Origin of the sequence: Pseudomonas sp. URIL14HWK12:I12 (assembly GCF_003097135.1) — a bacterium.
In the GTDB taxonomy this organism is placed as follows: Bacteria; Pseudomonadota; Gammaproteobacteria; order Pseudomonadales; family Pseudomonadaceae; genus Aquipseudomonas.
This window is the reverse complement of the sequence record NZ_QEQL01000003.1, coordinates 474,857-501,090: the sequence shown is the minus strand read 5'-3', so window position 1 is coordinate 501,090 and position 26,234 is coordinate 474,857. Positions and strand designations below refer to the sequence as shown.

Sequence of the window (26,234 nt, the reverse complement as noted above, 5' to 3'; positions counted from 1 at the left end):
ATTACACCGAAGTCACCGTTCGGGGCATTTCATTCAGGTAGAATGCCGCCAATGATCATTCGAACGTTCCCGCCCTGGCGTGGACCAAGATATCAGTACCCCCGAACCTACCCTGAAGGAGAGTGCCCCCATGTGGATCAAGCCTGCCTACACCGACCTGCGTATCGGCTTCGAAGTCACCATGTACTTCGCCAGCCGCTGATCAACGCAGCTGCAGCACAGCGCCTCGGTCGAACCGGGGCGTTTTCTTTTCGACCGCGCCCATGCCGGAGGGGCCATGTACATTCAAATCCTGGGCTCGGCCGCCGGTGGCGGTTTCCCCCAGTGGAACTGCAACTGCGCCAACTGCAAGGGCCTGCGTGACGGCACCCTGAACGCCACGGCGCGTACCCAGTCATCGATTGCGCTGTCCGACGACGGGGTGAACTGGGTGCTGTGCAACGCGTCTCCCGACATCCGTGCGCAGCTGCAGGGTTTCGCCCCGATGCAGCCGGCCCGCGCCCTGCGCGACACCGGCATCGCGGCGATCATCCTACTCGACAGCCAGATCGACCACACCACCGGCCTGCTCAGCCTGCGCGAAGGCTGCCCGCACCCGGTGTGGTGCACCGACATGGTCTATCAAGACCTGACCACCGGTTTTCCCTTGTTCAACATGCTCGAGCACTGGAATGGCGGCCTGCAACGCCACCGCATCGAGCTCTCCGGCAGCTTCACCGTTGCGGCCTGCCCGAACCTGCGCTTCACCCCGCTGCCGCTGCGCAGTGCGGCGCCGCCCTACTCGCCACACCGCTTCGACCCGCACCCGGGCGACAACATCGGCCTGGTGGTCGAAGACCTGCGTACCGGCGGCACCTTGTTCTACGCCCCTGGGCTGGGCAAGGTCGACGACGCGTTGCTCGAAACCATGGCCGGGGCCGATTGCCTGCTGGTAGACGGAACCCTGTGGGACGACGACGAGATGCAGCGCCGTGGCGTTGGCACGCGCACCGGCCGTGAGATGGGCCACCTGGCGCAAAACGGCCCCGGCGGCATGCTGGAGGTGTTCGAGCGCTTGCCCAAGCCGCGCAAGGTGCTCATCCATATCAACAACACCAACCCCATTCTCGATGAGGATTCGCCCGAGCGCGCGGAGCTTGCGCGCCGGCAGGTCGAGGTTGCGTTCGACGGCATGAGCCTGGAGCTGTGACATGACCCACGCCCTCACCCCAGCGGAGTTCGAGCAGGCCCTGCGCGCCAAGGGTGCGCTCTACCACATCCACCACCCCTACCACGTGGCCATGTACGAAGGCCGCGCCAGCCGCGAACAGATCCAGGGGTGGGTGGCGAACCGTTTCTACTACCAGGTGAACATCCCTCTCAAGGATGCGGCGATCCTTGCCAATTGCCCGGACCGCGAGATCCGCCGCGAGTGGATCCAGCGCCTGCTCGACCACGACGGCGCACCCGGTGAAGACGGCGGTATCGAAGCCTGGCTGCGCCTGGGCCAGGCCGTGGGCCTGGACCCAGAGCAATTGCGCTCGCAGGAGCTGGTGTTGCCTGGGGTACGTTTCGCGGTCGACGCCTACGTGAATTTCGCCCGCCGTGCCAGCTGGCAAGAGGCTGCCAGCAGTTCGCTGACCGAGCTGTTCGCCCCGCAGATTCACCAGTCGCGCCTGGACAGCTGGCCGCAGCATTACCCCTGGATCGACCCGGCCGGCTATGAATACTTCCGCACCCGGCTGGGCCAGGCCCGCCGCGACGTGGAGCACGGGCTGACCATCACCCTGGCGCACTACACCACCTGGGAAAGCCAGCAGCGCATGCTGGAGATCCTGCAGTTCAAGCTCGACATCCTCTGGAGCATGCTGGACGCCATGAGCATGGCCTACGAGCTGCACCGCCCGCCCTATCACACCGTGACCAGCGAACGCGCCTGGCACAAGGGGATCGCCCTATGAGTTTCGACCGCTCGCAAATACCGGCCTGGCGCCCGGGTTACCGATTCCAATACGAGCCCGCCCAGAAGGGCCACGTGCTGCTCTACCCCGAAGGGATGATCAAGCTCAACGACAGTGCCGCAGCCATCGGCGGCCTGATCGACGGCCAGCGCTCGGTGGCAGCGATCATCACTGCGCTCGACGCGCAATTTCCCGGTGTACCGGAGCTGGGCGACGACGTCGAACAGTTCATGGAGGTAGCGCGTGAACAGCACTGGCTCGAGCTTGCCTGAAAAACCCGAAGTCGGCCTGCCACTGTGGCTGCTCGCCGAGCTCACCTATCGCTGCCCGCTGCAGTGCCCGTACTGCTCCAACCCACTGGACTTCGCAGCCCAGGGCCAGGAGCTGACCACCGAGCAGTGGAAACAGGTGATGCGCCAGGCGCGGGAAATGGGCGCGGCACAGCTGGGGTTCTCCGGCGGTGAGCCGCTGGTGCGCCAGGACCTGGCCGAGCTGATCGGCGAGGCGCGCGGGTTGGGCTACTACACCAACCTGATCACTTCCGGCATCGGCCTGACCGAAGCGCGCCTGGCTGAGTTCAAGCACGCCGGGTTGGACCACATCCAGATCAGTTTCCAAGCCAGCGACGAAGAGGTGAACAACCTGCTGGCCGGTTCGAAGAAAGCCTTCGCCCAGAAGCTGGCCATGGCCCGTGCGGTGAAAGCCCACGGTTACCCGATGGTGCTCAACTTCGTCACGCACCGGCACAACATCGACCAGATCGACCGCATCATCGAGCTGTGCGTGGCGCTGGAGGCCGACTTCGTCGAGCTCGCCACCTGCCAGTTCTATGGTTGGGCACACTTGAACCGGGCAGGCTTGTTGCCCACTCGCGCGCAACTGGAGCGGGCCGAGCGGGTCACCAACGAGTACCGCGAGCGGTTCGAGGCCGAGGGGCGCAAGGTCAAGTTGATCTTCGTGACCCCGGACTACTACGAGGAACGCCCCAAGGCCTGCATGAACAGCTGGGGTAACATCTTCCTCACCGTGACGCCCGACGGCACCGCGCTGCCGTGCCACGGCGCACGGCAGATGCCAATCGCCTTCCCCAACGTGCGCGACCACAGCCTCCAGCACATCTGGTACGACTCCTTCGGGTTCAACCGCTTCCGGGGCTACGACTGGATGCCCGAGCCGTGCCGCTCGTGCGACGAAAAAGAGAAGGACTTCGGCGGCTGCCGCTGCCAGGCGTTCATGTTGACAGGCGATGCCACTCAGGCAGACCCTGTGTGCAGCAAATCGCCCCACCATGGGGTGATCCTCGCCGCACGCGAGGAATCCGAGCACGCCACCGCCACCATCAGCCAGCTCACCTATCGCAATGACCGAAACTCACGCCTCATCGCCCGTGGTTGAGCCGCTCAGCGCTGCTGCTGCGGTGGCGGCCAGCATCGACTTCGCCGAGCTCAAGGCCGGCCCCGCAGGGGTGTTCTGGAGCGAGTATCGCCCCGAGGACGGCGCCTGTCGCCTGTGGCGTTGGCACGGCGGCCAAGCCCGATGCCTCACCCCCGACGGCTTCAGCGCCCGCAGCCGGGTATATGAATACGGCGGCGGAAGCTTCTGCGTGGCCGATCAAGAGCTGGTGTTCGTCAACGACGCCGACCAGCAACTGTACCGCCAGCCCCTGGAAGGTGGTGAGCCACAGCCCTTGACCCATGGGCGCTACCGTTATGGCGGCCTGGTGTTCGCCGAAGGCTTGGTGCTGGCGGTAGAGGAACAGCCGGCCGAGCCTGTGGATATCCATCGCCTGGTTGCGATCACCCTGGCCAGCGGGGCCCGCCAGGTGCTGGCCGAAGGCGCCGACTTCTATGCCAGCCCCACGCTGGGCGACCACGGCACTCGGTTGGCCTGGGTAGAATGGAGCCGCCCGAACCAACCCTGGACGCAAACGCGCCTGATGTGTGCCGAGCGGCGCGCGGACGGCGGCTGGTACATGCCGGTGTGCCTGGCCGGTGACGGGGTGGTGCCCGAGAGCCTGCAGCAGCCCTGCTTCGATGAACGCGGCCGCCTGCATTGCCTGACCGACCGCAATGGCTTCTGGCAACCCTGGCGCGAAAGCGCCGACGGCTGGCAGCCTCTGCCCAGTGCCCTGGCCGACCATGCCGGCGCCCCCTGGCAACTGGGCGCCAGCAGCTTCGCGCCGATCAGCGATGACGAGTACCTGGCCACCTGGTTCGAGGAAGGCTTCGCACGATTGGGCATCTGCCGTATCGCCGGCCCGGTGGAAGACTACACCGGTGCCTACAGCCGCTTTCGCAGCCTGGCGTTCGACGCCGACTGGGTATATGCGATCGCCGAGTCACCGACCGCACCAGCGGCGGTCGTTCGCATCCACCGCCACGACCATAGGGCCCAGACCCTCGCCGGCGGGGCCAGCCCACTACCGGTGAAAGCAGTCAGCCAGCCTGTACCTCTGCGGTTTCCCAGTGGCGACGGCTTCGCATACGGCTTTTTCTACCCAGCCCTGGGCGTTGCGGGGCCTGCGCCAGTGGTGTTGTTCATCCATGGTGGCCCGACCTCCAGCTTCTACCCAGTGCTGGACCTGCGTGTGCAGTTCTGGGCCCAGCGTGGCTTCAGCGTGGCACAGCTCAATTACCGGGGCAGCACCTGCTATGGGCGGGCCTTCCGCCAGGCGCTGCACCTTCGTTGGGGCGAGTCGGATGTGGAGGATGCCTGTGCGCTGGTACGGTACCTTGGCGAACAGGGGCTGGCCGACCCGAGCCAAGCCTTTATTCGCGGCAGCAGCGCGGGCGGCTACACCACCCTGTGCGCCTTGGCTTTCGCCGATGTATTTCGTGCAGGCGCCAGCCTCTATGGCGTAAGTGACCCCGCTGCGCTGGCGCGGGCCACGCACAAGTTCGAGGCCGATTACCTGGACTGGCTGATCGGCGAGCCTGTGCAGGATGCCGAACGATACGCCGCACGCACGCCGCTAGTGCATGCCGAACGCATCAAGGTGCCGGTGGTGTTCTTTCAGGGCGCACTGGACAAGGTCGTGGTGCCCGAGCAAACGCGCTCGATGGTCGAAGCGCTCGAGCGGCAAGGGGTGCCAGTTGAAGCGCACTACTACCCTCAGGAGCGCCACGGTTTTCGCCAGGCGGTGAACCTTGCCCACGCGCTGGAAGCCGAGTGCCGCTTCTATGAGCGGCTGCTAGAGCGCCGCGGTGCGTAGCAGGCTCCCCAGCTGCCGGATTGAACGGCGCCGCCGGGCGGCGCAGTCAGGCTTCAACGGCGGGCGATGATCCACACCGCATGCACGATCCCGGGAATGTACCCGCACAACGTCAGCAGAATGTTGAGCCAGAAAGCGCCGCCGAAGCCGACCTGGAGGAACACGCCCAGTGGAGGCAGGATGATTGCGAAGATGAGGCGGATGATGTCCATGCGAAGCTCCCAAACAGTGGTTGCTCTTAAGACCCTCCGGTCAGCGAAGCGGTTCAGCGTTTGAAAAAACGCCCGGGCCCAACCTTCCGGCCCGGGGCGATGCGCAAATACGCCAGACGGTATTCAGCGGCCCAACTGTGCCGTGCGCACACGGGCCAATGCACGGCCCAGGCGAGCCAGCATGTCGTCGATGTTGCCCCGGCTGACACACAGCGCCGGGGTGAAACGCAGGGCATCGGCTTGGGGCGCATCGAGCAGCAGCCCCTCCTGCAAGGCCGCACTCGCCACCTGCGCGGCGTCGCTTTGGGGCAGCGGCAACCCCCACAGAAGGCCCAACCCGCGTGGCACCGGCAGGCCATAGCGCTGGGCGAGCCGGCTCAGGCCGTCACGCAAGTGGCGGCCGCGGTCATCCACACGCCCCAGCAGCTCCGGCACCGCCTGCAACACGGCGCGGCCTGCGGCACACGCCAACGGGTTGCCGTGGTGGCTGCCGGCGAAGTCCGCCAGCCGCAGTGCGCGGGCACGCTCTCGCGTCAGCACGGCGGCCAGGCCCACACCCCCGCCCAGCCCTTTGCCCAACGTAAGGATGTCGGCACGCACCTGGTAATGCTGTTCAGCGAGCATGGTGCCGCAGCGGCCCACGCCGGTGCCGACTTCGTCGAGGATCAACAAGATCCCGAGCTCGCGGCACAGGCGCTCCACGCCCTGGAGATATTCAACCTCGGCAGGCCGCACGCCGGCCTCGCCCTGCACCGGTTCAAGCATGATCGCCACGGTGTCGGTGTTGATCGCTGCGCACAGTGCCGGAAGGTCGTTGAACGGTACCTGAGTGAAACCCTGCAAGCCGGGGCCATGCCGCAGCCGGGCGGTACTGGAGCGCGCGCCCAGGCCGTGGCCATGGCAGCCACCCTGGGCGGTGATGATGCCGAAGGCGCCGCGCCTATGGGTTTCGCCCCATTGCCGAGCGAGCAACACAGCGGCCTCGCAGGCTTCGCTGCCGGTGCCCAGCAGGTAACCAAAGTCGCTTTCGGTGGCACGGCACAGCTGTTGCAGCAAGGCCAGCTCACCTTGATGCTCCCAACGGGCGCCGGGGTTCACCAGTTCACGCGCTTGGGCCTGCAAGGCTTCGACCAATGCGCTGGGGCTGTGCCCCAGGCTGTTCACCCCCAGCCCTTGGGTGAAATCGAGGTAGGCACGGCCGGTGTCATCCCATAACCAGGAGCCCTGGCCCCGCACGAATACCCGTTCAGGGCGTGTGCTCGATTGCAGGCGGTGGCCCCGTGCGGCCTTTGCGTCGAAACCGGCCCACTCTGCCGGGCGCTGGGCAAGGCTGAAGAGGCTCATACCTGCCCCCTCAGGATTATCTGTTTCGGCTTACCTATGTATTTCAAACCGCCATGCACGCAGCTCATTTCCTCATCGGCTCTTGTGGCCCTTTATTTCGGGCTAGACTAGGCGCCTGCCTGGCCCTGGGCCATTTCGATTTAGCACCTTTTACGATAAGCAGAGCTTATGGATTTTCGACAGCTGCGTTACTTTGCCGCAGTCTATGAAGAGGGCCATGTGGGGCGGGCTGCCGAGCGGCTTTCGATCTCGCAGCCGGCGCTGTCTCAGCAGATTCGGCAGCTGGAGCACAGCCTGGACCTTGCCCTGTTCGAGCGCGGCGGCAAGCGCCTGTTGCCCACGCTGGCAGCGCACACGCTCTATAGCCACGCCTTGCCCTTGCTCGACGGGTTGCAGCGCACGCAACAGGCCATGCGCGCGTTCCAGGGGCAGGCCCAGCGGACCTTGGCCATCGGCGTGCTGCAAACCGTTCACCCCAGTTTGGTGCCGCAGCTGCTCGAACGCATCGGCCGGGTGCAACCGCACTTGGTGGTGCAAATCTACGAACTGTCGGGCCTTGAAATCGAGCGCCGCTTGCAGGGGGGCACCCTCGACATCGGCATCGGCTACCTGCCGCCCCGGCAGCCGGGCCTTCACGGCGTGGCGCTCTATGAAGACGAGCTGCAGCTGGTGGTGCCACGTGACCACCCCTTGCAGGCCTTTCGCAAGGTGTCGCTGGCTCAGGCGGCCGACCAGCCGATGCTGTTGCTGGGCGAGGAATTCCAGATCCGCCAGATATGGCAAACGCAATTGGCCACGCTGGGCAGGCGCCCCAGGGTGCAGGCAGAGCTCAACACCATGGCCGGTATTCTCGACACCCTGCCTCACACCCAGCTGGCGACAATTCTGCCAGGGCGCGCCCAGGTGATCAGCGACTCGGCCGAGTTGCTGTGGAAGCCATTGGCCGAGCCGCGCGTGCCATTGAAAGTGGGCCTGGTATACCGGGACGCGCAGCGGCAGCAGGCGTCGGTGGCCTTGCTGCGGCAGCTGTTGGAAGAAGTGATCAGAACCTGAGGCGGCACCGGGGCCGGCACCCAGGGTGCTGAACACTTCAGCACAAATAAGAAAACCCCGCACAGAGGCGGGGTTTCATAGACGGTTTCCCGTTCATCCTTGAATAGCCACCTCCCTGGCGGCCTTCCTGACGTGTCCGTGTTTTCCTTGGCGCTGTCCTGCGCGACGTCCTTGAAACAAAGATTAACCAAGCGCAGCGGTGGTGCCTATTGGGTGAACGCCGCCACGCAAGGTAAGCCTTGGCTTACAAGGGTCAGAACTGTGCCTCGTCGAGCAGGTACAGCGACTCGCTACCGGCCTTCACCGAGGCGGTCAGTGAGTGGATGCGCGGCAGCAGCCGGGCGAAGTAGAAGCGTGCAGTGCCGAGCTTGGCCGCGTAGAAACCCTCATCGCCCTCGCCTCGCTTGGCCGCCTGCGCCATACGTGCCCACAGCCACGCATAAGCGGTGTAGCCGAATACTTGCAGGTACTCGACCGAGGCCGCGCCGATCTCCTCGGGGTTGGCCTTGGCCTGCTCCAGCACCCAGCCGGTGAGGCTGTCGAGGTTGTTCAAAGCAGCCTTGAGCGGTTCGTTGAACTCGCCTTCGCCGGCTTCGATGAACGCGCGCACCTCGGCAGAAAAACGCTGGTAGTAGGCGCCCCCATTGGCAACGACCTTGCGCCCCATCAGGTCGAGCGCCTGAATGCCGTTGGTGCCCTCGTAGATCTGAGTGATCCGCACGTCGCGCACCAGCTGTTCCTGGCCCCACTCACGGATATAGCCATGGCCGCCAAACACCTGTTGGCCGTGCACGGTGGTTTCCAGGCCCAGGTCGGTCAGGAAGGCCTTGGCCACCGGCGTCAACAGGGCTACCAGCTCCTCAGCCGCTTGGCGCTGGGCGGCATCCTCGGCGTATTTGGCGATGTCGAGCTGCATGGCAACGTAAGTGGAAAAGGCCCTGCCGCCTTCGTTGAAGGCTTTCATGGTCAGGAGCATGCGGCGCACGTCGGGGTGCACGATGATCGGGTCGGCGACCTTGGCCGGGGCTTGCGCCCCACGGGGAGAACGGCTTTGCAGGCGCTCGCGGGCGTATTCGATGGCGTTCTGATAAGAACGCTCGCCCGAGGCCAAGCCTTGGATACCGACGCCCAAGCGTTCGTAGTTCATCATCGTGAACATGGCTGCCAGGCCCTTGTTGGCTTCACCTACCAGGTAGCCAACCGCCGAATCGAAGTTCATCACGCAGGTGGCCGAGGCCTGGATGCCCATCTTGTGCTCGATCGAGCCACAGCTCACACCGTTGCGCGCACCCAGGCTACCGTCGGGGTTGACCCTGAACTTGGGCACCAGAAACAGCGAAATACCCTTGGGCCCGGGCGGGGCGTCGGGAAGCTTGGCAAGCACCAGGTGGATGATGTTCTCGGTCAGGTCATGCTCACCGCCGGTGATGAAGATCTTGGTGCCGGTGACCCCATAGCTGCCATCGGCCACAGGCACTGCGCGGGTACGGATGATGCCCAGGTCGGTGCCGGCGTGGGGCTCGGTAAGGCACATGGACCCTGCCCAGGTACCGGCATACATGTTGGGCAGGTAGGTTTGCCTCAGTTGCTCGTTGCCATGGGCATTGATGGCCAGGCAAGCGCCTGCGGTCAGCATAGGGTACAGGCCAAAGGAGAGGCTTGCGGCGTTGACCATCTCCTCGACCTGCGCCGACACCACCTTGGGCATGCCCATGCCGCCATACTCAGGGGCGCCGCCCACACCGACCCACCCGCCTTCGGCGTAGGTGGCATAGGCCTGGATGAACCCTGCTGGTGTGCTGACGGCGGTGTCATGCCAGTGGCAGCCTTCTTCATCGGCCGCGCGGCTCAGCGGTGCGATACTGTGCCCGGCGACCTTGCCGGCTTCTTCCAGCACGGCCGCAACCGTGTCGGCATCGGCCACGTCCGCCAGCGCGGGCAGTTGTGCCCACAGCGCAGGCAAATCGAACACCTCGTTCATGACGAAACGCATGTCGCGCAGCGGCGCTTTGTAGTCGGCCATGGGGACCTCGCAGAATAGGCACGGAAACAGGTGCCGCCAGTGTAGCCCAGGCACGTTTCAGAGACGTAGCGTCAAGGTGTGACCGATCAGTTTTAGAAAGTCACGCTGCGTTCGCGTTGCGCACGGCGCCGCGGCGTTGGTTACCCGCGGTCATCATGCAATTGCGCCCGGCGCCCTTGGCTGCATAGAGCGCCTGGTCGGCCGCCTTCATCACCTCTTCGGGTGTGCGATGCTCGGGTTGGCGCTCGGCCACACCGATACTGATGGTCACCGAAACGTTGGTCGCGGCCGATGCGCCACGGCGCTGGCGGCCTTGTTGATCGTTCTGTGGGCGATCCGCCTCGCGCAGGTGGATCACGTACGCCTCGATCACGCTGCGAATCACCTCCAGGTGCGGCATGCATTCTTCGAGGCTCTTGCCAGCGAACACCACCGCGAACTCTTCGCCCCCGTAGCGGTAAGCCCGGCCGCCACCGCCAACCTTGGCCAGTTTGCTGGCGACCAGGCGCAGCACCTGGTCACCCACGTCGTGCCCATGGGTGTCGTTGAATTTCTTGAAGTGGTCCACGTCGGTCATGGCAAGCACATAGTTTCGCCCCAGCCGCTGCAGCCGCTCATTCAGCGCGCGGCGCCCAGGCAGGCCGGTCAGTTCGTCGCGAAAGGCCATCTGGTAGGCCTCGTGAGCCACGGCGGCGGCAAGCATCAGCATCACTTGGCTGCACATGATGTTCAGCGTAAACGGCAGGATGAACGTCTTGGGTAGCATCCAGAACAACCCTGCCAGGCCAATGATCAGCGCCGCATGCAGCGGCCGGGGTTTGTGCAGGTAAAGGGCGATCAACACACCGAAGCCGATGAGGAACACCGGGTAGCTCATCTGGATCAGGTTCATCCAGGGCCAATGCAGGCTGGGCCAGCGAATGTCAGCCAGCCAGGCCAGCAGGCCCTGTGGAAAACTCTGCTCCAAACCCAGTGCTACGCCGCCGACCGCCAGCAATACCGCCAGCCGCGCCAGCAGGTCCTGGCCCAGGTGAGTGCGTTCTTCCCAGAAACCGTAGAGGGTGTAGAGCATCGGCAGCAGCAGGCAGCACAGGTGGAAGATCACTGCTGCGTCATCGCGCACTCGGCCATTGTCGCGGTAATAATCGGTTTGGGTGTCGAGCAGGAAGTAGGCGGTGTACACCGTCACCATCAGAAACAGTTCGCGCTGGCGCTTGTAGACCGCACAGTAGGCGCCCCCGAGCAGCACCACCAGGGTAGGCAACACGTTGAACAGCGACGTGAAGAACACATTCAGGTCGCGCACGTAGGCCGCGCTCAGCCCGGCCGCCAGCAGCCCCAGCGAGGGCAGGAAATGGCTGATCCGATAGGCTTTGAGTTGCAGCAAGGGCTGTGCTCCCGTTCGGCGTCGATCACCGCTGCTCGAGCGGGCAGCAGGTCAATATCATTGTGCCTCCATTTGTATCGGCGGTGTGGGAAAAAGCTGAAGCCCAGGATGAAATTTTGGCGTCAGGCTTTTGATCCGCCAGATTTTTCTTGCCCAAAACAAAAACCGCGCCCTGGGGCGCGGTTTCTAACAACGTGTGGGATCAAATGCCCAGGCCGAACGAGGCTTCGTCCATCGCCATCAGGTTGTCCGCGCCCGACAACATGGTCGCGACCAGGCCACGGGTACGCGGCAGGATACGCTGGTAGTAGAAGCGCGCAGTGTCGAGCTTGGCTTGATAGAAGGCAGTGTCGCCCTCACCGCTGGCCACTTTTTCGGCTGCCACCCGGGCCATGTCAGCCCAGAAGTAGGCCAGGCACGCGTAGCCGGAATACATCACGTAATCCACCGAAGCGGCACCGACTTCTTCACGGTCTTTCATCGCGCCCATGCCGATCTTCATGGTCACATCACCCCACTCCTTGTTCAGCTGCGCCAGCGGCGCGACGAACTCGGCGATGGCGGCATTGCCCTCGTGCGCCTGGCAGAACTTGTGCACCAGCTTGGTGAAGCTGCGGAGCGAGGCGCCCTGGGTCATAAGCACCTTGCGGCCCAGCAGGTCGAGCGCCTGAATACCGGTGGTCCCCTCGTAGAGCATGGCGATACGGGCATCGCGCACGTTCTGCTCCATGCCCCACTCGGCGATATAGCCGTGGCCGCCGTAGATCTGCAGGCCATGGTTGGCCGACTCGAAGCCCACCTCGGTCATGAAGGCCTTGGCGATGGGTGTCATGAAGGCCAGCAGCTCGTCTGCCGCGGCGCGTGCAGCTTCATCAGCGCTGTACTTGACCACGTCCACCAGCTTGGCGGTGAAGTACACCATCGCACGCGAGCCTTCGGCGAACGCTTTCATGGTCAGCAGCATACGGCGCACATCGGGGTGCACGATGATCGGGTCGGCGGATTTCTCCGGCGCCTTGGGGCCGGTGAGCGAGCGCATCTGCAGGCGTTCGCGAGCGTACTTCAGGCCGCCCTGGAAGCCGACCTCGGCGTGGGCCAGGCCCTGGATGGCCGTACCCAGGCGCGCCGTGTTCATGAAGGTGAACATGCAGTTCAGGCCCTTGTTGGCCGGGCCAATCAGGAAACCGCTGGCGCCGTCGAAGTTCATCACGCAGGTGGCGTTGCCGTGAATGCCCATCTTGTGCTCGAGCGAGCCGCAGTTCACGGCGTTGCGCGCGCCCACCCCGCCTTCGGCCGACGGCAGGAACTTGGGCACGATGAACAGCGAGATGCCCTTGGTGCCGGCAGGTGCGTCGGGCAGGCGTGCCAGCACGATGTGAACGATGTTCTCTGCCAGGTCGTGATCACCTGCAGAGATGAAGATCTTGGTACCGGTGATTTTGTAACTGCCGTCGGCCTGGGGCTCGGCCTTGGTGCGCAGCATGCCAAGGTCAGTGCCGCAATGCGGCTCGGTCAGGCACATGGTGCCGGTCCACTCGCCGGTGACCAGGCGGGTGAGGTAGGTGTGCTTCTGTTCGTCGGTGCCGTGCGCCGACAGGGTGTTCATGGCGCCGTGGGACAGGCCGGGGTACATGCCCCAGGCCCAGTTGGCGCTGCCGACCAGCTCGCTCAACACCAGGCCCAACGACTCGGGCAGGCCCTGGCCGCCGTGTTCGACGTCATGGGCCAGGCTCGGCCAGCCGCCTTCGACGAATTGCCGGTAGGCTTCCTTGAAGCCGGTGGGCGTGGTGACGCCGGTTTCGCTCCAGCGGCAGCCTTCGGTGTCACCTACGCGGTTGAGCGGCGCCAGCACCTGTTCGCAGAACTTGGCGCCTTCTTCGATCACAGCGTTCACGGTATCGGCGTCGGCACCCTCGCAGCCCGGCAGGCTTTCATAGTGCGCGGGGTAGCCCAGCAGTTCGTCGCGAACGAAACGAATGTCACGCAAGGGGGCTTTGTACTCGGGCATGGCAAACCTCGGCTGGCGAATTCACGTAAGGCGACCCGAACCAAGCGGGTCAAACAGTTGTTTGAAACATACGTTTCCGCCGGAGAGATTGCAAGAGGCCGAAACCGCCATCGCAGATGATGAATTTACCCAGGCCCGAACGAACGCCGCCCCCGCTGCGGCAGGGCGCGGCGGAGGCGGAAAATAAAACGGCAGGCGGCTGGTTAAAACCGATGAAAGGCTAAGCCCAGGTATCGATCAAACGGCCCAGCGCCTCGTCGGTGGCTTTCTCGACCTTGGCGCCAGCCTGCACCTGCTGCTGGGCCTGCACCAGGCTGACCATGGAAGTGGCCATGTCCTGGTTGCTACGGTCGGCGCCACGCAGGCGCTGGTCTTGAAAATCGGTGGCCTGGCTGGCGATCTGGCGCGCCGCGCCGTCGGCTTGCGAGAGCCCGGCCTGGATAGCGCTCAGGCCAGTGCTGTAGAGGCTGTTGGAGGCAATGATCATAGCGGCACCCTCAGGTGGCTTGGCAAGATGCCACTACTTTAGCGCGAGGCCCGTCGCTTCACCAGCACCGTCGGGCGGCAGTGCTGCCGGTGGCAATCCTAGAGGCCTCAAGTCCAGATAGCGGGCCACTTGCTCAGGGGCGGCTGAGGCCAACCTCGGCACGCGCCCCAGGCAAGGCGCTGGCAGCCGCTCGGTGAGCGTGGCGAGGTTCTCCTCCAAGCGCGAAGTCACAGCGTCCACCACATTGGCCACCCAGCCCGCCAGCACCAGCCCGTCGGCAGCGATCGCTTCGGCGGTTAACAGCGCATGGTTGATGCACCCCAGGCGCACCCCCACCACCAGAATCACCGGCAACGCCAGTGCTACGGCAAGGCCCGAAAGATACTCACCCTCGGCCAAGGGCACGCGCCATCCTCCAGCGCCTTCGATCAGCGTGAACCCCGCCCCGTGCGCCAGCACTTGGCGCATAGGCTGCGCCAGTGCCTGCACCGTCAATGCAACGCCCGCCTCCTGCGCCGCCAGGTGGGGAGCGATGGGCGGTTCGAAGGCGTAGGGGTTGATGGCGGCATAGGGCAATTGCAGCGTGCTCTGGCCAAGCAAGGCCAAGGCATCTTCGTTGCGCAACCCATCGGGGGTGCGCTCACAACCCGAAGCGACCGGCTTGGCGCCTAAGGTACTGAAACCGGCCTTGGCTGCCGCGTGCAGCAGCCCGGCGGCGATGGTGGTCTTGCCGATTTCAGTGTCGGTGCCGGCGATGAAATAACGGGCCATGCAGCCTCTCCTTCAGGCGGGGTTGCGCAGCACACCCTGAATCACCTGCCAGGTGGCGGGCAGCCCGGCGGGTGTGCGGTGGCGCTCATACGCGGCCAGCAGCGCGGCGATACGCGCTCGACCAGTCAGGCCGCCAGGGCGGCCAGGGTTGAGGTTGTGCGCGCCCAGCGCCTTGAGTTCATGGGTAAGGCTGCGCACATCGGGGTAATGCAGCACCATCGGCGCCACGGTGAGGCGCTCGACCTGCAGGGAGCTGGCCCCGCACAGCGCGCGGTAGGCACCCTCGGTTCGAAAGCGGTTGACGTGAACATCGCCGTCCACCGATTGCCAGCTGTCGCGCAGCTCGGCCAGCGTGCCGGCGCAGAGGCTGGTGAAGGCGAACACCCCACCCGGCCGTAGCACGCGGTGCGTTTCGCTGAGAACGGCGGCAAAGTCACTGCACCACTGCACCGCCAGGCTGGTAAAGACTAGGTCGGCGCAATCGTCGGCCAGCGGCAGGGCTTCGGCATCGCCGGCCAAGTAGTGAGCCGCGCCACCCAAACGGCGGGCATGAAGGAGCATGCCTTGGGCGATGTCCACCGCCAGCCCCTGGGCCTGTGGATAACGACCCGCCAACGCTCGGCTGAAGTGACCGGTGCCGCTGCCCAGGTCAACCCAGCACTGCGGCGCCCACGGGTCAGGCAACGCCTGCAACAAGCTGGCCCCCACATCGCGTTGCAACTGGGCCACGCTGTCGTAGCTGGCCGCCGCCCGGGAGAACGAAGCGGCGACCTGGCGTTTGTCGGGTAGCACTTGTTCAAGCATCGGCCCGCTCCTGCAACGCCAGCATGGCCTGTGCGGCAAGCCCCGGCGATTCGACCGGGAATGCATGGCAGGCACCCGCCAGAACCTGGCCAAACGGTACGCGCGCGGCGGCCGCCAGCGGTACCAGGCCATCGTGTTCGGCGAACAGGTGCAGTTGCGGGCCATCGAAGGCGCTCAGGGCCTGGCGATTGTCCAGCTCGGCCAGCACTTGCAGCAGCCTCGGGCTCAACGCGCCGGGGGCGCCCTGCAGTTGCCGGGAAAGCGCCCGTGCCTGCCCACTGCCCTGGGCACAGAGCAACGCAAAGCGCTTGAGCGTAGCGGCGGTATCGGCCTGGCACCCCGCCAGGAAGGCCTCGAACGTTTCCACCGGCATCGCTTCGGGCCATGGGTCGCGGGCCACGAAACAGGCATTGGCCGCGAGCGTAACCACCCCTGGGCAGCGGGCACCGCGCCGTGCTGCCAGGGCCATTGCCAGCATGCCACCGAGCGACCAGCCAGCCAGCCAGGCATCGGCCGGTACCTGCGCATCGAGCACATCCAGGCACGCCCGGGCGCAGCCTTGCTCGGGCAGTGCCAACAGGGTCACATCCCAGCGCGGTCGCAGGGCATCGGCCAGAGGCTGGAGCAATTCGGGCGCAAGGCCCCAGCCCGGCAGCAGGTAGAGGGCTTTACGCATGGGTCGGCTCCAGCGAGGCGTAACCTTCAGCCAGCAACACCAACAGGTGATCCACCTGTTCGGCGGTGTGCGAGGCGGTCAGCGTGACCCGAAGGCGCGCGCTGCCAGCCGGTACAGTGGGCGGGCGGATCGCGCCAACCATCACCCCGCGCTCACGTAGCCACTGCGACAGCTGCAAGGCCCGCGCCGCGTCCCCCAGCACAATTGGCTGGATCGGCGTGGGGCTGTCGAGCAATTGCAAACCGATACGCCGGGCGCCAGTTCGGAACTGCGCGATCAACGCCGCCAGGTGCTGGCGCCGCCAGTGCTCGGCGCGCACCAGCTCCAGGCTTTTGAGCGTTGCACACGCCAGTGCCGGCGGCTGGCTGGTGGTGTAGATGTACGGGCGGGCGAACTGGATCAGGGTTTCGATCAACTCCTCGCTCCCGGCAACGAATGCGCCAGCGGTGCCGAAGGCCTTGCCCAGCGTGCCAACCAGCACCGGCAATGCGTCGATCCCCAGGCCGAAATGCTCGGCCACACCACCGCCGCTGCGCCCCAGCGTGCCGAAACCATGGGCGTCATCGACCATCAGCCAGGCACCCTGTGCCTGGGCTGCGCGCGCGAGCGCCGGCAGGTTGGCGACATCGCCGTCCATGCTGAACACCCCGTCAGTCACCACCAGCGTGTTGCCCTGGGCCTTGGCCAGGCGGCTGGCCAGGCTCTGGGCATCGTTGTGCAGGTAGCGCGAGAAGCGCGCGCCGCTGAGCAGCCCGGCATCGAGTAGCGAGGCGTGGTTGAGGCGGTCCTGCAGCACCGTGTCGCCCTGCCCCACCAAGGCAGTGATTGCGCCGAGGTTGGCCATATAGCCGGTGGTAAACAACAGCGCGCGAGGCCGGCCGGTCAGCTCCGCCAGGGCCAGTTCCAGCTCGTGGTGGGGGCCGCTGTGGCCGATCACCAGGTGTGAAGCACCGCCGCCCACGCCCCAGCGCTCGGCGCCGGCGCGCCAGGCGGCGACCACCTCCGGGTGGTTGGCCAGGCCAAGGTAGTCGTTACTCGAGAACGCCAGCAGTGGCTGGCCGTCCACTATTACCTGCGGCCCTTGCGGGCTTTGCAGCAGCGGGCGCCGGCGATACAGGCTGGCGGCCTGGCGTTCGGCCAGGCGCGCCTTGAGGTCAAAGCCCATCGCCGATTATGCCGAGGCGGCGTCGTAGAACAGCTCGCTGCTCTTGTGCTCTACCAGCGCCTGCTCAATCGCCGCCTGGTGCACTTCATCGGCGTGCTCTTCGCGGGCCTCGGGCTCAATACCCAGGCGCGCGAACAGCTGCATGTCTTTATCGGCCTGCGGGTTGCCGGTGGTCAGGAGTTTTTCGCCATAGAAGATCGAGTTGGCACCGGCCAGGAAGGCCAGCGCCTGCATCTGCTCGTTCATCTGCTCGCGGCCGGCCGACAGGCGCACGTGAGACTGCGGCATCAGGATGCGCGCCACCGCCAGCATGCGGATGAAATCGAACGGGTCAACGTCGTCTGCGTTTTCCAGCGGCGTGCCGGCCACCTTCACCAGCATGTTGATCGGCACCGACTCCGGGTGCTCAGGCAGGTTGGCCAGCTGGATCAGCAGGCCGGCGCGGTCGTCGAGCGACTCGCCCATGCCCAGGATACCGCCGGAGCAGATCTTCATCCCTGCGTCGCGCACGTAGGCCAGGGTTTGCAGGCGCTCGCCGTAGGTGCGGGTCGTGATGATGCTGCCGTAGAACTCCGGCGAGGTGTCGAGGTTGTGGTTGTAGTAATCCAGGCCTGCCTCGGCCAGCGAGGCGGTTTGCTCCTGGCTCAGGCGGCCCAGGGTCATGCAGGTTTCCAGGCCCATGGCCTTCACGCCACGCACCATCTGCAGCACGTAGGGCATGTCCTTGGCCGACGGGTGTTTCCAGGCGGCGCCCATGCAAAAGCGCGTAGAGCCGATCGCCTTGGCGCGGGCAGCTTCCTCCAGCACCTTCTGCACTTCCATCAGCTTTTCTTTTTCAAGGCCGGTGTTGTAGTGGCCCGACTGCGGACAATATTTGCAATCTTCCGGGCAGGCCCCGGTTTTGATCGACAGCAGCGTGGACACCTGCACTCGATTGGCGTCGAAATGCGCGCGGTGCACGGCCTGGGCCTGGAACAACAGGTCGTTGAAAGGCTGGGTGAACAGTGCCTTGACTTCAGCCAGCGTCCAATCGTGACGCAGTTGGGCCTGGGTGCTCGCGCTCATGCAGGGGCTCCTTTGATTATGCTGGGGCTGGGTACGCCGGGCAGGGAATAGCCACAGGCGTTACACGGATAAGCAATCGTCAGGGAAAGACCATGCGCTGTCAACTTGCTGAAAAACTCAGGGTTTACATCTGCTCAATATTTAATCAATCGTGCACACTGTGCAATGAGCCTGCCTTACCGGGCCTTGGGCTGTGCGAAGCCTGTGAGCAGGAGCTGCCCTGGCTCGCTCCTGGCTGCGCCGTGTGCGCGTTGCCCATGCCCGGCGTGCTGTGCCACGACTGCCTGTTGCACCCGCCGCCGTTCACGCGGGTCGAGGCGCCCCTGGCCTATGGCTTCCCGGTCGATGCGCTGGCCAGCCGTTTCAAGCATCGACGGCAATGGCCCCTTGGCCGGCTGCTGGGCGACCTGCTGGCGCGGCACCTGTGCCACCGTTTCGATGAAGGCCTGGCGCGCCCGGATCTCCTGCTGCCGGTCCCGCTGTCGCGCAAGCGCTTGCGCCAGCGCGGCTTCAACCAGGCCGGCCTGCTGGCACAGTGGCTGAGCGGGCCCTTGCGGCTGCCCAGCCAACCGCATTGGGCGTTACGCCCCCAGCACACCCAAGCCCAACAGAGCCTCGACTTCGCGGCGCGGCAGGCCAATCTGCAGACCGCCTTTGCCTTGGCACCGGCCGCTCGGGTTGAAGGCCTGCACCTGGCACTGGTGGACGACGTAATGACCACCGGCGCTACAGCGCGGGCATTGGCCTACTTGCTGCGGGAGGCGGGCGCGGCGCGGGTAGACGTCTATTGCGCGGCACGTACGCCCCGGGCCACTTGACGTCCACCGGAGGCTGCAGCACCGTGCCGAAAAAATCACGGCCCTGAACTCATGCCCAACGTCATCGCCCATTACCTGCATCACCGCCCGCAACGGCTGGCCTTGTTGCAGCACATCGCCGAACAAGGCTCGATCACCCGCGCCGCCAAGGCGGCCGGCCTGAGCTACAAAGGCGCCTGGGACGCCATCGATGAGCTCAACAACCTGGCTGCCCACCCCTTGGTGGAGCGCAGTGTCGGTGGCAAGGGCGGTGGCGGCGCGCGGCTCTCTGCCGAAGGCGAACGGCTGCTGCGCCTGTACCGCAAGCTGATGGCCCTGCAAGCGCAAGTGCTGGAAGCGGTCGAAGAAGAAGGCGACTTACTGGCACTGAACCACTTGATGCTGAACACCAGCGCACGCAACCAGCTGCATGGGCAGGTCACCGGCATTCAAGCGCAGGGGCGCAATGACCGGGTCGCGCTTGATCTGGGCGCTGGGCTTTGCCTGCATGCAACCATCACCCACGGCAGCACGCAACGGCTGGGGCTAGCGGTAGGCTCCAGGGTGGTGGCGCTGATCAAGGCCAGCTGGCTGACCCTGCATGCGCCAGATGACACAGCCCCGCTCGAAAGCAACCAACTGACCGGCATCGTGAGGGAGTTGCTGCCAGGCCCCCCAGGCGAGGCAGCCGAAGTGCGTATCGCCCTGGCCAACGGGCAAACCCTCAGCGCCCTCGCCGCGCCAGAGGTGGTCGAGGCCTTGGCGCTCGACGCCGGCCAGGCGGTCAACGCCCGGTTTGCCGCCAGTTCGGTACTGCTCGGTATTCAGGGGTGATGGGAAGGGGGGTGGGTAGTCAACTCACCTTCGCGGCCCGGCGTTTCACGGCGGTGACGTACAGCACCCAGTATCGCTAGTGACATGCAGCCCAGGGATTGCATAAGCAGGCAATAGCCTAGCCAGGCGTCGTGGATTTCGAGCGACTTCGCGGCAACCAGGCTCAAACTGCCACCGATTAGAAAGGTCACTACGCTCAGTGACGTCGACGCGGTATTGGGCTGATGGGGGCGTGCATTCATTGCAAGGCAAACTGCCGCTGGCCGAACGATACAAACGCCGAGAACGTTGATCATGGCAGGGAACGCTATGCTGAAGGCATGTGCGGGGCCCCACCGTTGTAAAAGCACCATGCCCGCCGCACCTGCAATCATCAAAGTGCTGCCCAAAAACACTTGCCGTTCAAAAGTAAGGTGCGCAGACACTTTTGCAGCGACCCAGCCGCCCACTACGTAGAATACGCCGTAAAACAATAACAGGCCGGCGTATTCCCAAGCGCTCATCGAAAGCCGCTCCAGTAAAACGACGGGGGAAGCGATTATGAAAGTAAAGTGCACACCGAACGCAAACGCCGAAATCACACTGTTCAACCAAAAGTGCTCGTTGCCTGCGGCGTTCAACGCACTGCCTTCTTGCGTTTCGGGGCGTGCAGGCCTCGCCAGGCAATAGTGCAGGGCCAGGATGAGTACGAACACGAGCGAGCCATACACCATGAAACTGCCCCGCCACCCCCAGATCAGCTGCAAGATCGAGCCGAGCAGCGGGGCAATGGAAATAAATACGCCACTGGCGGTGGTCATGATCACCCGGGCCCTCAAGCGCGACGCCTCGGGCATGTGTATCTGAACCAGCGCATTCGACAGCCCATAGCCAGCACAGCCAAAGGCCTGAAAAGCACGCAACACATGGTATTGGAACACGCTATCGGCAAAAAGCAGGCCTACCGTTGCCAAAAGTGTGATAACCCCGTAGGCAAGAATGACAGGCCTGACGCCCCATTTATCGGCCGCTTTGCCTGCAAACAGTTGCCCGACAGCCACGACCATCGGGAAGGCAGCCAGGTCAGCGCTTATGGACTCAATGGGTACGGCAAAATGGTTTGCTATTTCAGGCACAGCGCCGAGGAAAACATCCAACGGGAAAACAGATGTCAAACTGATTAATGCGAGTAGCAGTAAAAAGCGTTGTTCAAATGAAAAAATGACTTTCACGGAAACGTTCCATATCCATTTACAGAGCCCGCTTTTTTCGGGCTACAAAAAGCTTATTGTTATTGACATGTTTCGTCTTGACATTGAATATTTTTGCCAGCAGAGCCCAGCATCCTTCGCCAGCCGTTCATGCTCAACTAACATTTAATGTTTTTTAAACTTTCACCTACAGTTATTTCATGCTCTAGACAGGCGTTACGACGAAGATAAACTTACCCGTACGAATACTCTACGGGCGCTCACAGCTCACAGCTATCGTGTGCCAGCTGAATATTGCACACGACAACAGAAAGACAAGCCTTTGTAGCCAGAGATAGTTCTGATAACTCTGTAGGAAAAATCACTTAACTTCCAGAGTCCGAAAGCTGCGTTCGATAGCGCCCTCTCTCCACCAAATTATTGCCAAATATGTAGCAACCACAAACTGTCACACCTCCCTCCTACCGTGGCGCAAAAACCCGCAGGGAGCCTTTCACCGTGACCCTTCTTCACGACGACCACCCCACCGATCTCGAAACCCTTACCCAAGGCCTTGCCCGTCGCCAGTTCCTGGGCATGGGCGCCCTGTGCGGCGCCGCGCTGTTCCTGGGCGGTAGCTTGCTCAGCCGCAGCGTGCTGGCGCAAAGCGTTTCGGCCGCAAGCCCGCTGCTGGGTTTTAGCAGCATTGCTGCTTCCACCGCCGATACCGTCACCCTGCCACCGGGCTATAGCGCTCGCCCGCTGATCAGCTGGGGCCAGCCGCTGCACGCCCACGGCCCTGCGTTCGACGCCAAGGGCGGCAACAGCGCCGCCGACCAGGAGGTCCAGTTCGGCGACAACAACGATGGCATGAGCCTGTTCCCCTTCCCGGGCGAGCCTGACCGCGCGTTGATGGCCATCAACAACGAATACACCAACTACAAGCGGCTGTTCAGCCACGGCGGTGCCCCGCAGTCGGCCGAGGATGTACGCAAGGCGTTGGCTAGCGAAGGCGTGTCGGTGATCGAAGTGCGTCGCCAGCAAGGGCGTTGGCAGTTCGTGCAGGGTTCGCCCTACAACCGCCGCATCCACGGCAACAGCCCGCTGCGCTTCAGCGGCCCAGCGGCAGGCGATGCGCTGCTCAAGACCGCTGCTGACCCCACCGGCACCCAGGTGCTGGGCACTTTCCAGAATTGCGCCAATGGCAAAACTCCGTGGGGCACCTACCTGACGTGCGAGGAAAACTTCACCGATTGCTTCGGCTCCAGCGACCCCAACCTGGCACTGGATGCGGCGCAGAAGCGCTATGGTGCCAGCGCCGCCAGCAAGGAGGTGAACTGGCACCGGCACGACCCGCGCTTTGACCTGGCCAAGCACCCCAACGAGCTGAACCGCCATGGCTGGGTGGTGGAGATCGACCCGTTCGACCCGCATTCCACCCCGGTCAAGCGCACAGCGCTGGGCCGTTTCAAGCACGAGAACGCTGCGGTTGGCCAGACCGCCGATGGCCGCGCCGTGGTGTACATGGGCGACGACGAGCGCGGCGAGTTCATCTACCGGTTCATCAGCCGCGACCGGATCGACCCAGGCAACCCCAGAGCTAACCGTGACCTGCTTGACCACGGTACGCTGTACGTCGCCCGCTTCGACGATGGCGACGGCAGCGCCGAGCACCCGCGCGGGCGCGGCCAGTGGCTGGCGCTCAGCCATGGCAAGCATGGCCTTGAGGCCGCTGCGGGTTTCGAAAGCCAGGCCCAGGTGCTGATCCATGCACGCCAGGCCGCGACGCTGCTCAAGGCCACGCGCATGGACCGCCCGGAATGGATAGTCATCAGCCCCCTGGATGGCCAGGTCTATTGCACCCTGACCAACAACATCAAGCGGGGCGAAGACGGCCAGCCGGTGGGCGGCCCCAACCCGCGCGCCAAGAACGTTTATGGCCAGATTCTGCGCTGGCGGCCGGTGGGCAACGACCATGCTGCCGATGCCTTCGAATGGGACCTGTTCGCCGTTGCCGGCAACCCGGCCGTGCACCCTGAAGGGCCGGGCCGCGGTTCACCGAACATCACCGCCCAGAACCTGTTCAACAGCCCCGACGGGCTGGCTTTCGACGACGGCGGGCGGCTGTGGATCCTCACCGATGGCGATATGTCCAACGCCGGTGACTTCGCCGGCATGGGCAACAACCAGATGCTCGCCGCCGACCCGGCGAGCGGGGAGATCCGCCGTTTCATGGTAGGCCCGGTGGGTTGCGAGGTAACCGGCATCGCCTTCTCACCCGATCACAAGACCCTTTTCGTGGGTATCCAGCACCCTGGCGAAAGTGGCGCCTCGACCTTCCCCGAGCACTTGCCCGGCGGTACACCCCGCTCCTCGGTGATGGCCATCACCCGTGACGACGGCGGGGTCATCGGCGCCTGAAAACCTGCGGTGGCGGGCCGGCCTGAGCTACCATTGGGCGCTTGGCCGCCCCGGCCCGCCTCAGGAGTTGATGTACATGGCCCACCCCTTCGACACCCTCACCCCGGACCTGGTACTCGATGCCGTGGAGAGCGTGGGCTACCTGAGCGACGCCCGAGTGCTGGCGCTCAACAGCTATGAAAACCGCGTGTATCAGGTTGGCATCGAGGGCGCTCAGCCGTTGATCGCCAAGTTCTACCGGCCTGGGCGCTGGAGCGATGCGGCCATTCTGGAAGAACATGCTTTCAGTGCAGAGCTGGCCGAGCATGAGGTCCCGGTAGTGGCGCCCTTGCAGCTTGAGGGCCGGAGCCTGTTCGAACATGGCGGCTTTCGCTTTGCGCTGTTCGAGCGCCGTGGCGGCCGCGCACCGGAACCGGGCAACCTCGACCAGCTTTACCGTCTCGGCCAGTTGCTCGGCCGCTTGCATGCAGTGGGGGCCACTCGCCCGTTCGAGCACCGTGAACACCTGGCTGTGCATAACTTCGGGGAAGCCTCCATCGCGACCCTGATCGAAGGCGGCTTCGTCGCGCCTGGGCTGCGCCCGGCCTGGGAGTCGGTCGCGCGCGACCTGCTGGAAGTGGTACGTGAACGCTGGGCGGCAACGCCTCACACCAGCATCCGCCTGCACGGCGACTGCCACCCCGGCAACCTGATGTGCCGCGACGAGGTGTACCACGTGGTCGACCTCGACGACTGCCGCACTGGCCCCGCCGTGCAAGACCTGTGGATGATGCTGGCCGGCGAGCGGCACGAGCGTTTGGCTCAGATCGCCGAGCTGGTTGACGGCTACCAGGAGTTTCACGACTTCGACCCGCGTGAGCTGGCCCTGATCGAGCCACTGCGGGCGCTGCGCCAACTTCATTACAGCGCGTGGCTGGCGCGGCGCTGGGACGACCCGGCGTTCCCCCCCAGCTTTCCCTGGTTCGGTAACGAGCGCTATTGGGGCGACCAGGTGCTGGCCATGCGCGAACAACTCTCGGCCCTGGCCGAAGCACCCTTGACGCTTTTCTGATTCGACTCTGCCAACAAGGAAACACCATGCAAGCCGCCAACCCGCGCCGCGGGTATCTGCTGGGCCTGACCGCCTATGTCGCCTGGGGCCTGTTCCCGCTCTATTTCAAAACCCTGCAAAGCGTACCGGCGTTGGAAATCATCCTGGCCCGGGTGATCTGGTCGGCCCTGTTCGCCGCCCTGGCGTTGCTGATCTGGAAGCACCCCGGCTGGTGGCGCTCACTTCGGGAGAACCCGGCGCGCCTGGCGGTGCTGGCCGGCAGTGGCTGCCTGATCGCGGTCAACTGGCTGATCTACGTGTGGGCGGTCAACAACGGGCGCATGCTCGAAGCGAGCCTGGGCTATTACATCAACCCCCTGATCAATGTGCTGCTAGGGCTGATGATCCTGCGCGAGCGGCTGCGGCCGCTGCAGTGGTTGGCGGTGGCACTGGCAGTGGCCGGGGTGGCTCAGCAGGTGTGGCAGGTCGGCAGCCTGCCATGGGTCTCGCTCGCCCTGGCGCTGACGTTCGGCTTTTACGGGTTGATCCGCAAAAAAGCCCCAGTGCAGGCACTGCCGGGCCTGGCAGTGGAAACCTGGTTACTGCTGCCGGTGGCCTTGGGCTGGATGCTGTTCAACAGCGGTAGCGCCATGACCACCCAGGCAGGCTTCTGGGGCACCTCTCAGGCCCTCTGGCTGGTTGCAGCAGGCCCTGTCACCCTGGTGCCACTGCTGTGCTTCAACGCGGCGGCTCGGCATTTGCCCTATGCGACACTGGGCTTTCTTCAATATGTGGCGCCCACCCTGGTGCTGTGCCTGGCGGTGGGCCTTTACGATGAGCATTTGTCCACATCCACTCTGGCAGCATTCGCGTTCATCTGGGCTGGGCTGGCCGTCTACAGCTTCGATGTGTGGATAGCGCTGCGTCGCAAAAGCTGATCAAAAAACGATCATAACGTTGCAGCCCTTTCCCCGCGTGGGCTGCAGCATTGCTTCCAAAGCTTATCCACAGGCCGGTCCACGCTCATTGTGCACAAGCTCAAGCAATTGATCATTTTTTATACAGGGCGCCACAAGCCACGCGGCACTAAGGCTCCAGCCCTAGGCCCCCAGCTTATCCACAGCCTCATGCAAGTTTTTGATGAATAAGCAAAATTTACCCGTCACTGCGCAGCGCCAGGTCTACCATCAGCTCATCGGCCAGCCCTTCCAGACGTGCCTGCAAGTCTTCCAGAGTGATCGCCACAGGCACTGCCAAGTGGGCCTGCGCACTGAACAAAGGCTCGCCGCTCATGGGTGCGGGCTGAACATCGGTGGATAACTTTTCGAGGTTCACCCCTGCCGCTGCAAGCACCCGGGTGATGTCGCGGACGATGCCTGGGCGGTCATTGCCGGTCAGCTCAAGGATTACCGGGCGCCACTGACCTTCAGGCTGGGCGCCGCTTTCGGCCACCTGAACCCGGATGCCGGCTTGATCCAGGCCTTGCAGCGCCAGGATCAAGTCGGCATAGCGCTCCGGCGGCACCGCTACCCGAAGGATGCCGGCGAACTGCCCGGCCATGCGCGCCATCCGGCTCTCCAGCCAATTACCACCGTGATCGGCAATGCACTGCGCGATGCGCTCGACCTGCCCTGCTTTGTCCGCTGCCAGTACCGTCAAAACCAGATGATCCACAGTCGTTCCTCCGTCAGAGGCCTTGAGTATAGTCACCCTGTAGCAGCAGCCCGAAATGGGCCGCAGTGCCCTAGGATGTGACCCATTAGTCTGATTTTCATCCGGCGCAGGGCTCATGTAGTATCAAAAACCCTGCACTACATAACCGACGAAAACCGACAAG

Annotated in this window: 25 protein-coding genes; 12 read left to right on the top strand and 13 right to left on the bottom strand. The window is 64.4% G+C overall.

Features of this window, described 5'->3' with window-relative positions:
* Positions 1-130 precede the first annotated feature (130 nt).
* The 6 genes from pqqA (at position 131) to F474_RS12345 (ending at position 5,151) form a co-directional block, all read left to right on the top strand.
* Positions 131-202, top strand: a complete 72-nt coding sequence (gene pqqA / locus F474_RS12370) for a pyrroloquinoline quinone precursor peptide PqqA (RefSeq protein WP_097084786.1) — start codon at positions 131-133, stop codon at positions 200-202.
* Positions 203-277: 75 nt separating this feature from the next.
* Entirely contained in the window at positions 278-1,189 is a 912-nt protein-coding gene (gene pqqB, locus F474_RS12365; protein WP_097084694.1) for a pyrroloquinoline quinone biosynthesis protein PqqB, read from the top strand.
* A 1-nt stretch (position 1,190) separates the two neighbouring features.
* On the top strand, positions 1,191-1,940 hold the full coding sequence (gene pqqC / locus F474_RS12360; protein ID WP_097084693.1) for a pyrroloquinoline-quinone synthase PqqC: 750 nt from the start codon (positions 1,191-1,193) through the stop codon (positions 1,938-1,940).
* Positions 1,937-2,212, top strand: a complete 276-nt coding sequence (gene pqqD / locus F474_RS12355) for a pyrroloquinoline quinone biosynthesis peptide chaperone PqqD (protein ID WP_097084692.1) — start codon at positions 1,937-1,939, stop codon at positions 2,210-2,212. Before pqqC ends, pqqD begins: the two co-directional genes overlap by 4 nt.
* On the top strand, positions 2,184-3,335 hold the full coding sequence (gene pqqE / locus F474_RS12350) for a pyrroloquinoline quinone biosynthesis protein PqqE (RefSeq protein WP_097084691.1): 1,152 nt from the start codon (positions 2,184-2,186) through the stop codon (positions 3,333-3,335). The genes pqqD and pqqE overlap by 29 nt, the downstream gene beginning before the upstream one ends.
* A complete protein-coding gene (locus F474_RS12345; RefSeq protein WP_097084690.1) occupies positions 3,301-5,151 on the top strand; it encodes a prolyl oligopeptidase family serine peptidase in 1,851 nt (616 codons plus the stop codon). Before pqqE ends, F474_RS12345 begins: the two co-directional genes overlap by 35 nt.
* A 53-nt stretch (positions 5,152-5,204) precedes the next feature.
* Here F474_RS12345 and F474_RS12340 read toward each other — a convergent pair whose 3' ends face one another.
* Together F474_RS12340 and F474_RS12335 are read right to left on the bottom strand one after the other, a co-directional pair.
* Complete coding sequence (locus F474_RS12340) at positions 5,205-5,363, bottom strand: YqaE/Pmp3 family membrane protein (protein WP_097084689.1); 159 nt, start codon at positions 5,361-5,363, stop codon at positions 5,205-5,207.
* Between the two features lie 123 nt (positions 5,364-5,486).
* On the bottom strand, positions 5,487-6,707 hold the full coding sequence (locus F474_RS12335; RefSeq protein ID WP_097084688.1) for an aspartate aminotransferase family protein: 1,221 nt from the start codon (positions 6,705-6,707) through the stop codon (positions 5,487-5,489).
* Positions 6,708-6,875: 168 nt separating this feature from the next.
* Here F474_RS12335 and F474_RS12330 point away from each other — a divergent pair, with 168 nt between their 5' ends.
* Positions 6,876-7,760, top strand: a complete 885-nt coding sequence (locus F474_RS12330) for a LysR family transcriptional regulator (protein WP_097084687.1) — start codon at positions 6,876-6,878, stop codon at positions 7,758-7,760.
* Between the two features lie 253 nt (positions 7,761-8,013).
* Here the strand turns inward: F474_RS12330 and F474_RS12325 are convergent, their stop codons facing one another.
* The 9 genes from F474_RS12325 to bioB all read right to left on the bottom strand — a co-directional run bounded on the left by F474_RS12325 (position 8,014) and on the right by bioB (position 18,146).
* Entirely contained in the window at positions 8,014-9,783 is a 1,770-nt protein-coding gene (locus F474_RS12325; RefSeq protein WP_097084686.1) for an acyl-CoA dehydrogenase C-terminal domain-containing protein, read from the bottom strand.
* A gap of 100 nt (positions 9,784-9,883) precedes the next feature.
* On the bottom strand, positions 9,884-11,170 hold the full coding sequence (locus F474_RS12320; protein WP_097084685.1) for a GGDEF domain-containing protein: 1,287 nt from the start codon (positions 11,168-11,170) through the stop codon (positions 9,884-9,886).
* 202 nt (positions 11,171-11,372) lie between these two features.
* Positions 11,373-13,178 carry a phenylacyl-CoA dehydrogenase gene (locus tag F474_RS12315; RefSeq protein WP_097084684.1) on the bottom strand — a complete coding sequence of 602 codons (1,806 nt, stop codon included), beginning with the start codon at positions 13,176-13,178 and terminating at the stop codon, positions 11,373-11,375.
* Between the two features lie 220 nt (positions 13,179-13,398).
* Positions 13,399-13,665 (bottom strand): flagellar basal body rod C-terminal domain-containing protein, encoded by a 267-nt coding sequence (locus F474_RS12310; RefSeq protein WP_097084683.1) that lies wholly within the window; start codon positions 13,663-13,665, stop codon positions 13,399-13,401.
* Between the two features lie 33 nt (positions 13,666-13,698).
* Complete coding sequence (gene bioD, locus F474_RS12305) at positions 13,699-14,436, bottom strand: dethiobiotin synthase (RefSeq protein ID WP_097084682.1); 738 nt, start codon at positions 14,434-14,436, stop codon at positions 13,699-13,701.
* A 12-nt stretch (positions 14,437-14,448) separates the two neighbouring features.
* On the bottom strand, positions 14,449-15,240 hold the full coding sequence (gene bioC, locus F474_RS12300) for a malonyl-ACP O-methyltransferase BioC (RefSeq protein ID WP_097084681.1): 792 nt from the start codon (positions 15,238-15,240) through the stop codon (positions 14,449-14,451).
* Positions 15,233-15,916, bottom strand: a complete 684-nt coding sequence (locus tag F474_RS12295) for an alpha/beta fold hydrolase (RefSeq protein WP_097084680.1) — start codon at positions 15,914-15,916, stop codon at positions 15,233-15,235. The genes bioC and F474_RS12295 overlap by 8 nt, the downstream gene beginning before the upstream one ends.
* Entirely contained in the window at positions 15,909-17,081 is a 1,173-nt protein-coding gene (gene bioF / locus F474_RS12290; protein WP_097084679.1) for an 8-amino-7-oxononanoate synthase, read from the bottom strand. Before bioF ends, F474_RS12295 begins: the two co-directional genes overlap by 8 nt.
* A gap of 6 nt (positions 17,082-17,087) precedes the next feature.
* Complete coding sequence (gene bioB / locus F474_RS12285) at positions 17,088-18,146, bottom strand: biotin synthase BioB (protein WP_097084678.1); 1,059 nt, start codon at positions 18,144-18,146, stop codon at positions 17,088-17,090.
* Positions 18,147-18,238: 92 nt separating this feature from the next.
* Here bioB and F474_RS12280 point away from each other — a divergent pair, with 92 nt between their 5' ends.
* Positions 18,239-18,964 carry a ComF family protein gene (locus F474_RS12280; protein ID WP_097084677.1) on the top strand — a complete coding sequence of 242 codons (726 nt, stop codon included), beginning with the start codon at positions 18,239-18,241 and terminating at the stop codon, positions 18,962-18,964.
* A gap of 51 nt (positions 18,965-19,015) precedes the next feature.
* Positions 19,016-19,777: a TOBE domain-containing protein gene (locus F474_RS12275; RefSeq protein WP_097084676.1), complete on the top strand. Its 762-nt coding sequence runs from the start codon at positions 19,016-19,018 to the stop codon at positions 19,775-19,777.
* Here F474_RS12275 and F474_RS12270 read toward each other — a convergent pair.
* The gene (locus tag F474_RS12270; RefSeq protein ID WP_165830307.1) at positions 19,768-20,988 is read right to left on the bottom strand and encodes an MFS transporter; all 1,221 of its coding nucleotides are present in this window, start codon (positions 20,986-20,988) and stop codon (positions 19,768-19,770) included. The genes F474_RS12275 and F474_RS12270 overlap by 10 nt on opposite strands.
* 477 nt (positions 20,989-21,465) lie before the next feature.
* Between F474_RS12270 and F474_RS12265 the strand changes: the two genes are divergently transcribed.
* The 3 genes from F474_RS12265 (at position 21,466) to rarD (ending at position 25,335) form a co-directional block, all read left to right on the top strand.
* Positions 21,466-23,367: a PhoX family phosphatase gene (locus F474_RS12265; protein WP_097084674.1), complete on the top strand. Its 1,902-nt coding sequence runs from the start codon at positions 21,466-21,468 to the stop codon at positions 23,365-23,367.
* A gap of 76 nt (positions 23,368-23,443) precedes the next feature.
* Positions 23,444-24,418: a serine/threonine protein kinase gene (locus F474_RS12260; protein WP_097084673.1), complete on the top strand. Its 975-nt coding sequence runs from the start codon at positions 23,444-23,446 to the stop codon at positions 24,416-24,418.
* Positions 24,419-24,444: 26 nt separating this feature from the next.
* A complete protein-coding gene (gene rarD / locus F474_RS12255) occupies positions 24,445-25,335 on the top strand; it encodes an EamA family transporter RarD (protein WP_097084672.1) in 891 nt (296 codons plus the stop codon).
* A 217-nt stretch (positions 25,336-25,552) separates the two neighbouring features.
* Here the strand turns inward: rarD and F474_RS12250 are convergent, their stop codons facing one another.
* Positions 25,553-26,071, bottom strand: coding sequence for a glycine cleavage system protein R (locus F474_RS12250; protein WP_097084671.1), 519 nt, complete (start codon positions 26,069-26,071; stop codon positions 25,553-25,555).
* Between the last annotated feature and the right edge of the window lie 163 nt (positions 26,072-26,234).

What these genes read in the sequence shown, in the direction of transcription:
- F474_RS12340 (WP_097084689.1), bottom strand. Translation starts at nt 5,363, where the DNA reads ATGGACATCATCCGCCTCATCTTCGCAATCATCCTGCCTCCACTGGGC.
- bioF (WP_097084679.1), bottom strand. Translation starts at nt 17,081, where the DNA reads ATGGGCTTTGACCTCAAGGCGCGCCTGGCCGAACGCCAGGCCGCCAGC.
- bioC (WP_097084681.1), bottom strand. Translation starts at nt 15,240, where the DNA reads ATGCTTGAACAAGTGCTACCCGACAAACGCCAGGTCGCCGCTTCGTTC.
- bioB (WP_097084678.1), bottom strand. Translation starts at nt 18,146, where the DNA reads ATGAGCGCGAGCACCCAGGCCCAACTGCGTCACGATTGGACGCTGGCT.
- pqqB (WP_097084694.1), top strand. Translation starts at nt 278, where the DNA reads ATGTACATTCAAATCCTGGGCTCGGCCGCCGGTGGCGGTTTCCCCCAG.
- rarD (WP_097084672.1), top strand. Translation starts at nt 24,445, where the DNA reads ATGCAAGCCGCCAACCCGCGCCGCGGGTATCTGCTGGGCCTGACCGCC.
- F474_RS12295 (WP_097084680.1), bottom strand. Translation starts at nt 15,916, where the DNA reads ATGCGTAAAGCCCTCTACCTGCTGCCGGGCTGGGGCCTTGCGCCCGAA.
- F474_RS12275 (WP_097084676.1), top strand. Translation starts at nt 19,016, where the DNA reads ATGCCCAACGTCATCGCCCATTACCTGCATCACCGCCCGCAACGGCTG.
- F474_RS12345 (WP_097084690.1), top strand. Translation starts at nt 3,301, where the DNA reads ATGACCGAAACTCACGCCTCATCGCCCGTGGTTGAGCCGCTCAGCGCT.
- F474_RS12330 (WP_097084687.1), top strand. Translation starts at nt 6,876, where the DNA reads ATGGATTTTCGACAGCTGCGTTACTTTGCCGCAGTCTATGAAGAGGGC.
- F474_RS12315 (WP_097084684.1), bottom strand. Translation starts at nt 13,178, where the DNA reads ATGCCCGAGTACAAAGCCCCCTTGCGTGACATTCGTTTCGTTCGCGAC.
- F474_RS12280 (WP_097084677.1), top strand. Translation starts at nt 18,239, where the DNA reads ATGCGCTGTCAACTTGCTGAAAAACTCAGGGTTTACATCTGCTCAATA.
- F474_RS12310 (WP_097084683.1), bottom strand. Translation starts at nt 13,665, where the DNA reads ATGATCATTGCCTCCAACAGCCTCTACAGCACTGGCCTGAGCGCTATC.
- F474_RS12260 (WP_097084673.1), top strand. Translation starts at nt 23,444, where the DNA reads ATGGCCCACCCCTTCGACACCCTCACCCCGGACCTGGTACTCGATGCC.
- bioD (WP_097084682.1), bottom strand. Translation starts at nt 14,436, where the DNA reads ATGGCCCGTTATTTCATCGCCGGCACCGACACTGAAATCGGCAAGACC.
- F474_RS12335 (WP_097084688.1), bottom strand. Translation starts at nt 6,707, where the DNA reads ATGAGCCTCTTCAGCCTTGCCCAGCGCCCGGCAGAGTGGGCCGGTTTC.
- F474_RS12325 (WP_097084686.1), bottom strand. Translation starts at nt 9,783, where the DNA reads ATGGCCGACTACAAAGCGCCGCTGCGCGACATGCGTTTCGTCATGAAC.
- pqqC (WP_097084693.1), top strand. Translation starts at nt 1,191, where the DNA reads ATGACCCACGCCCTCACCCCAGCGGAGTTCGAGCAGGCCCTGCGCGCC.
- pqqD (WP_097084692.1), top strand. Translation starts at nt 1,937, where the DNA reads ATGAGTTTCGACCGCTCGCAAATACCGGCCTGGCGCCCGGGTTACCGA.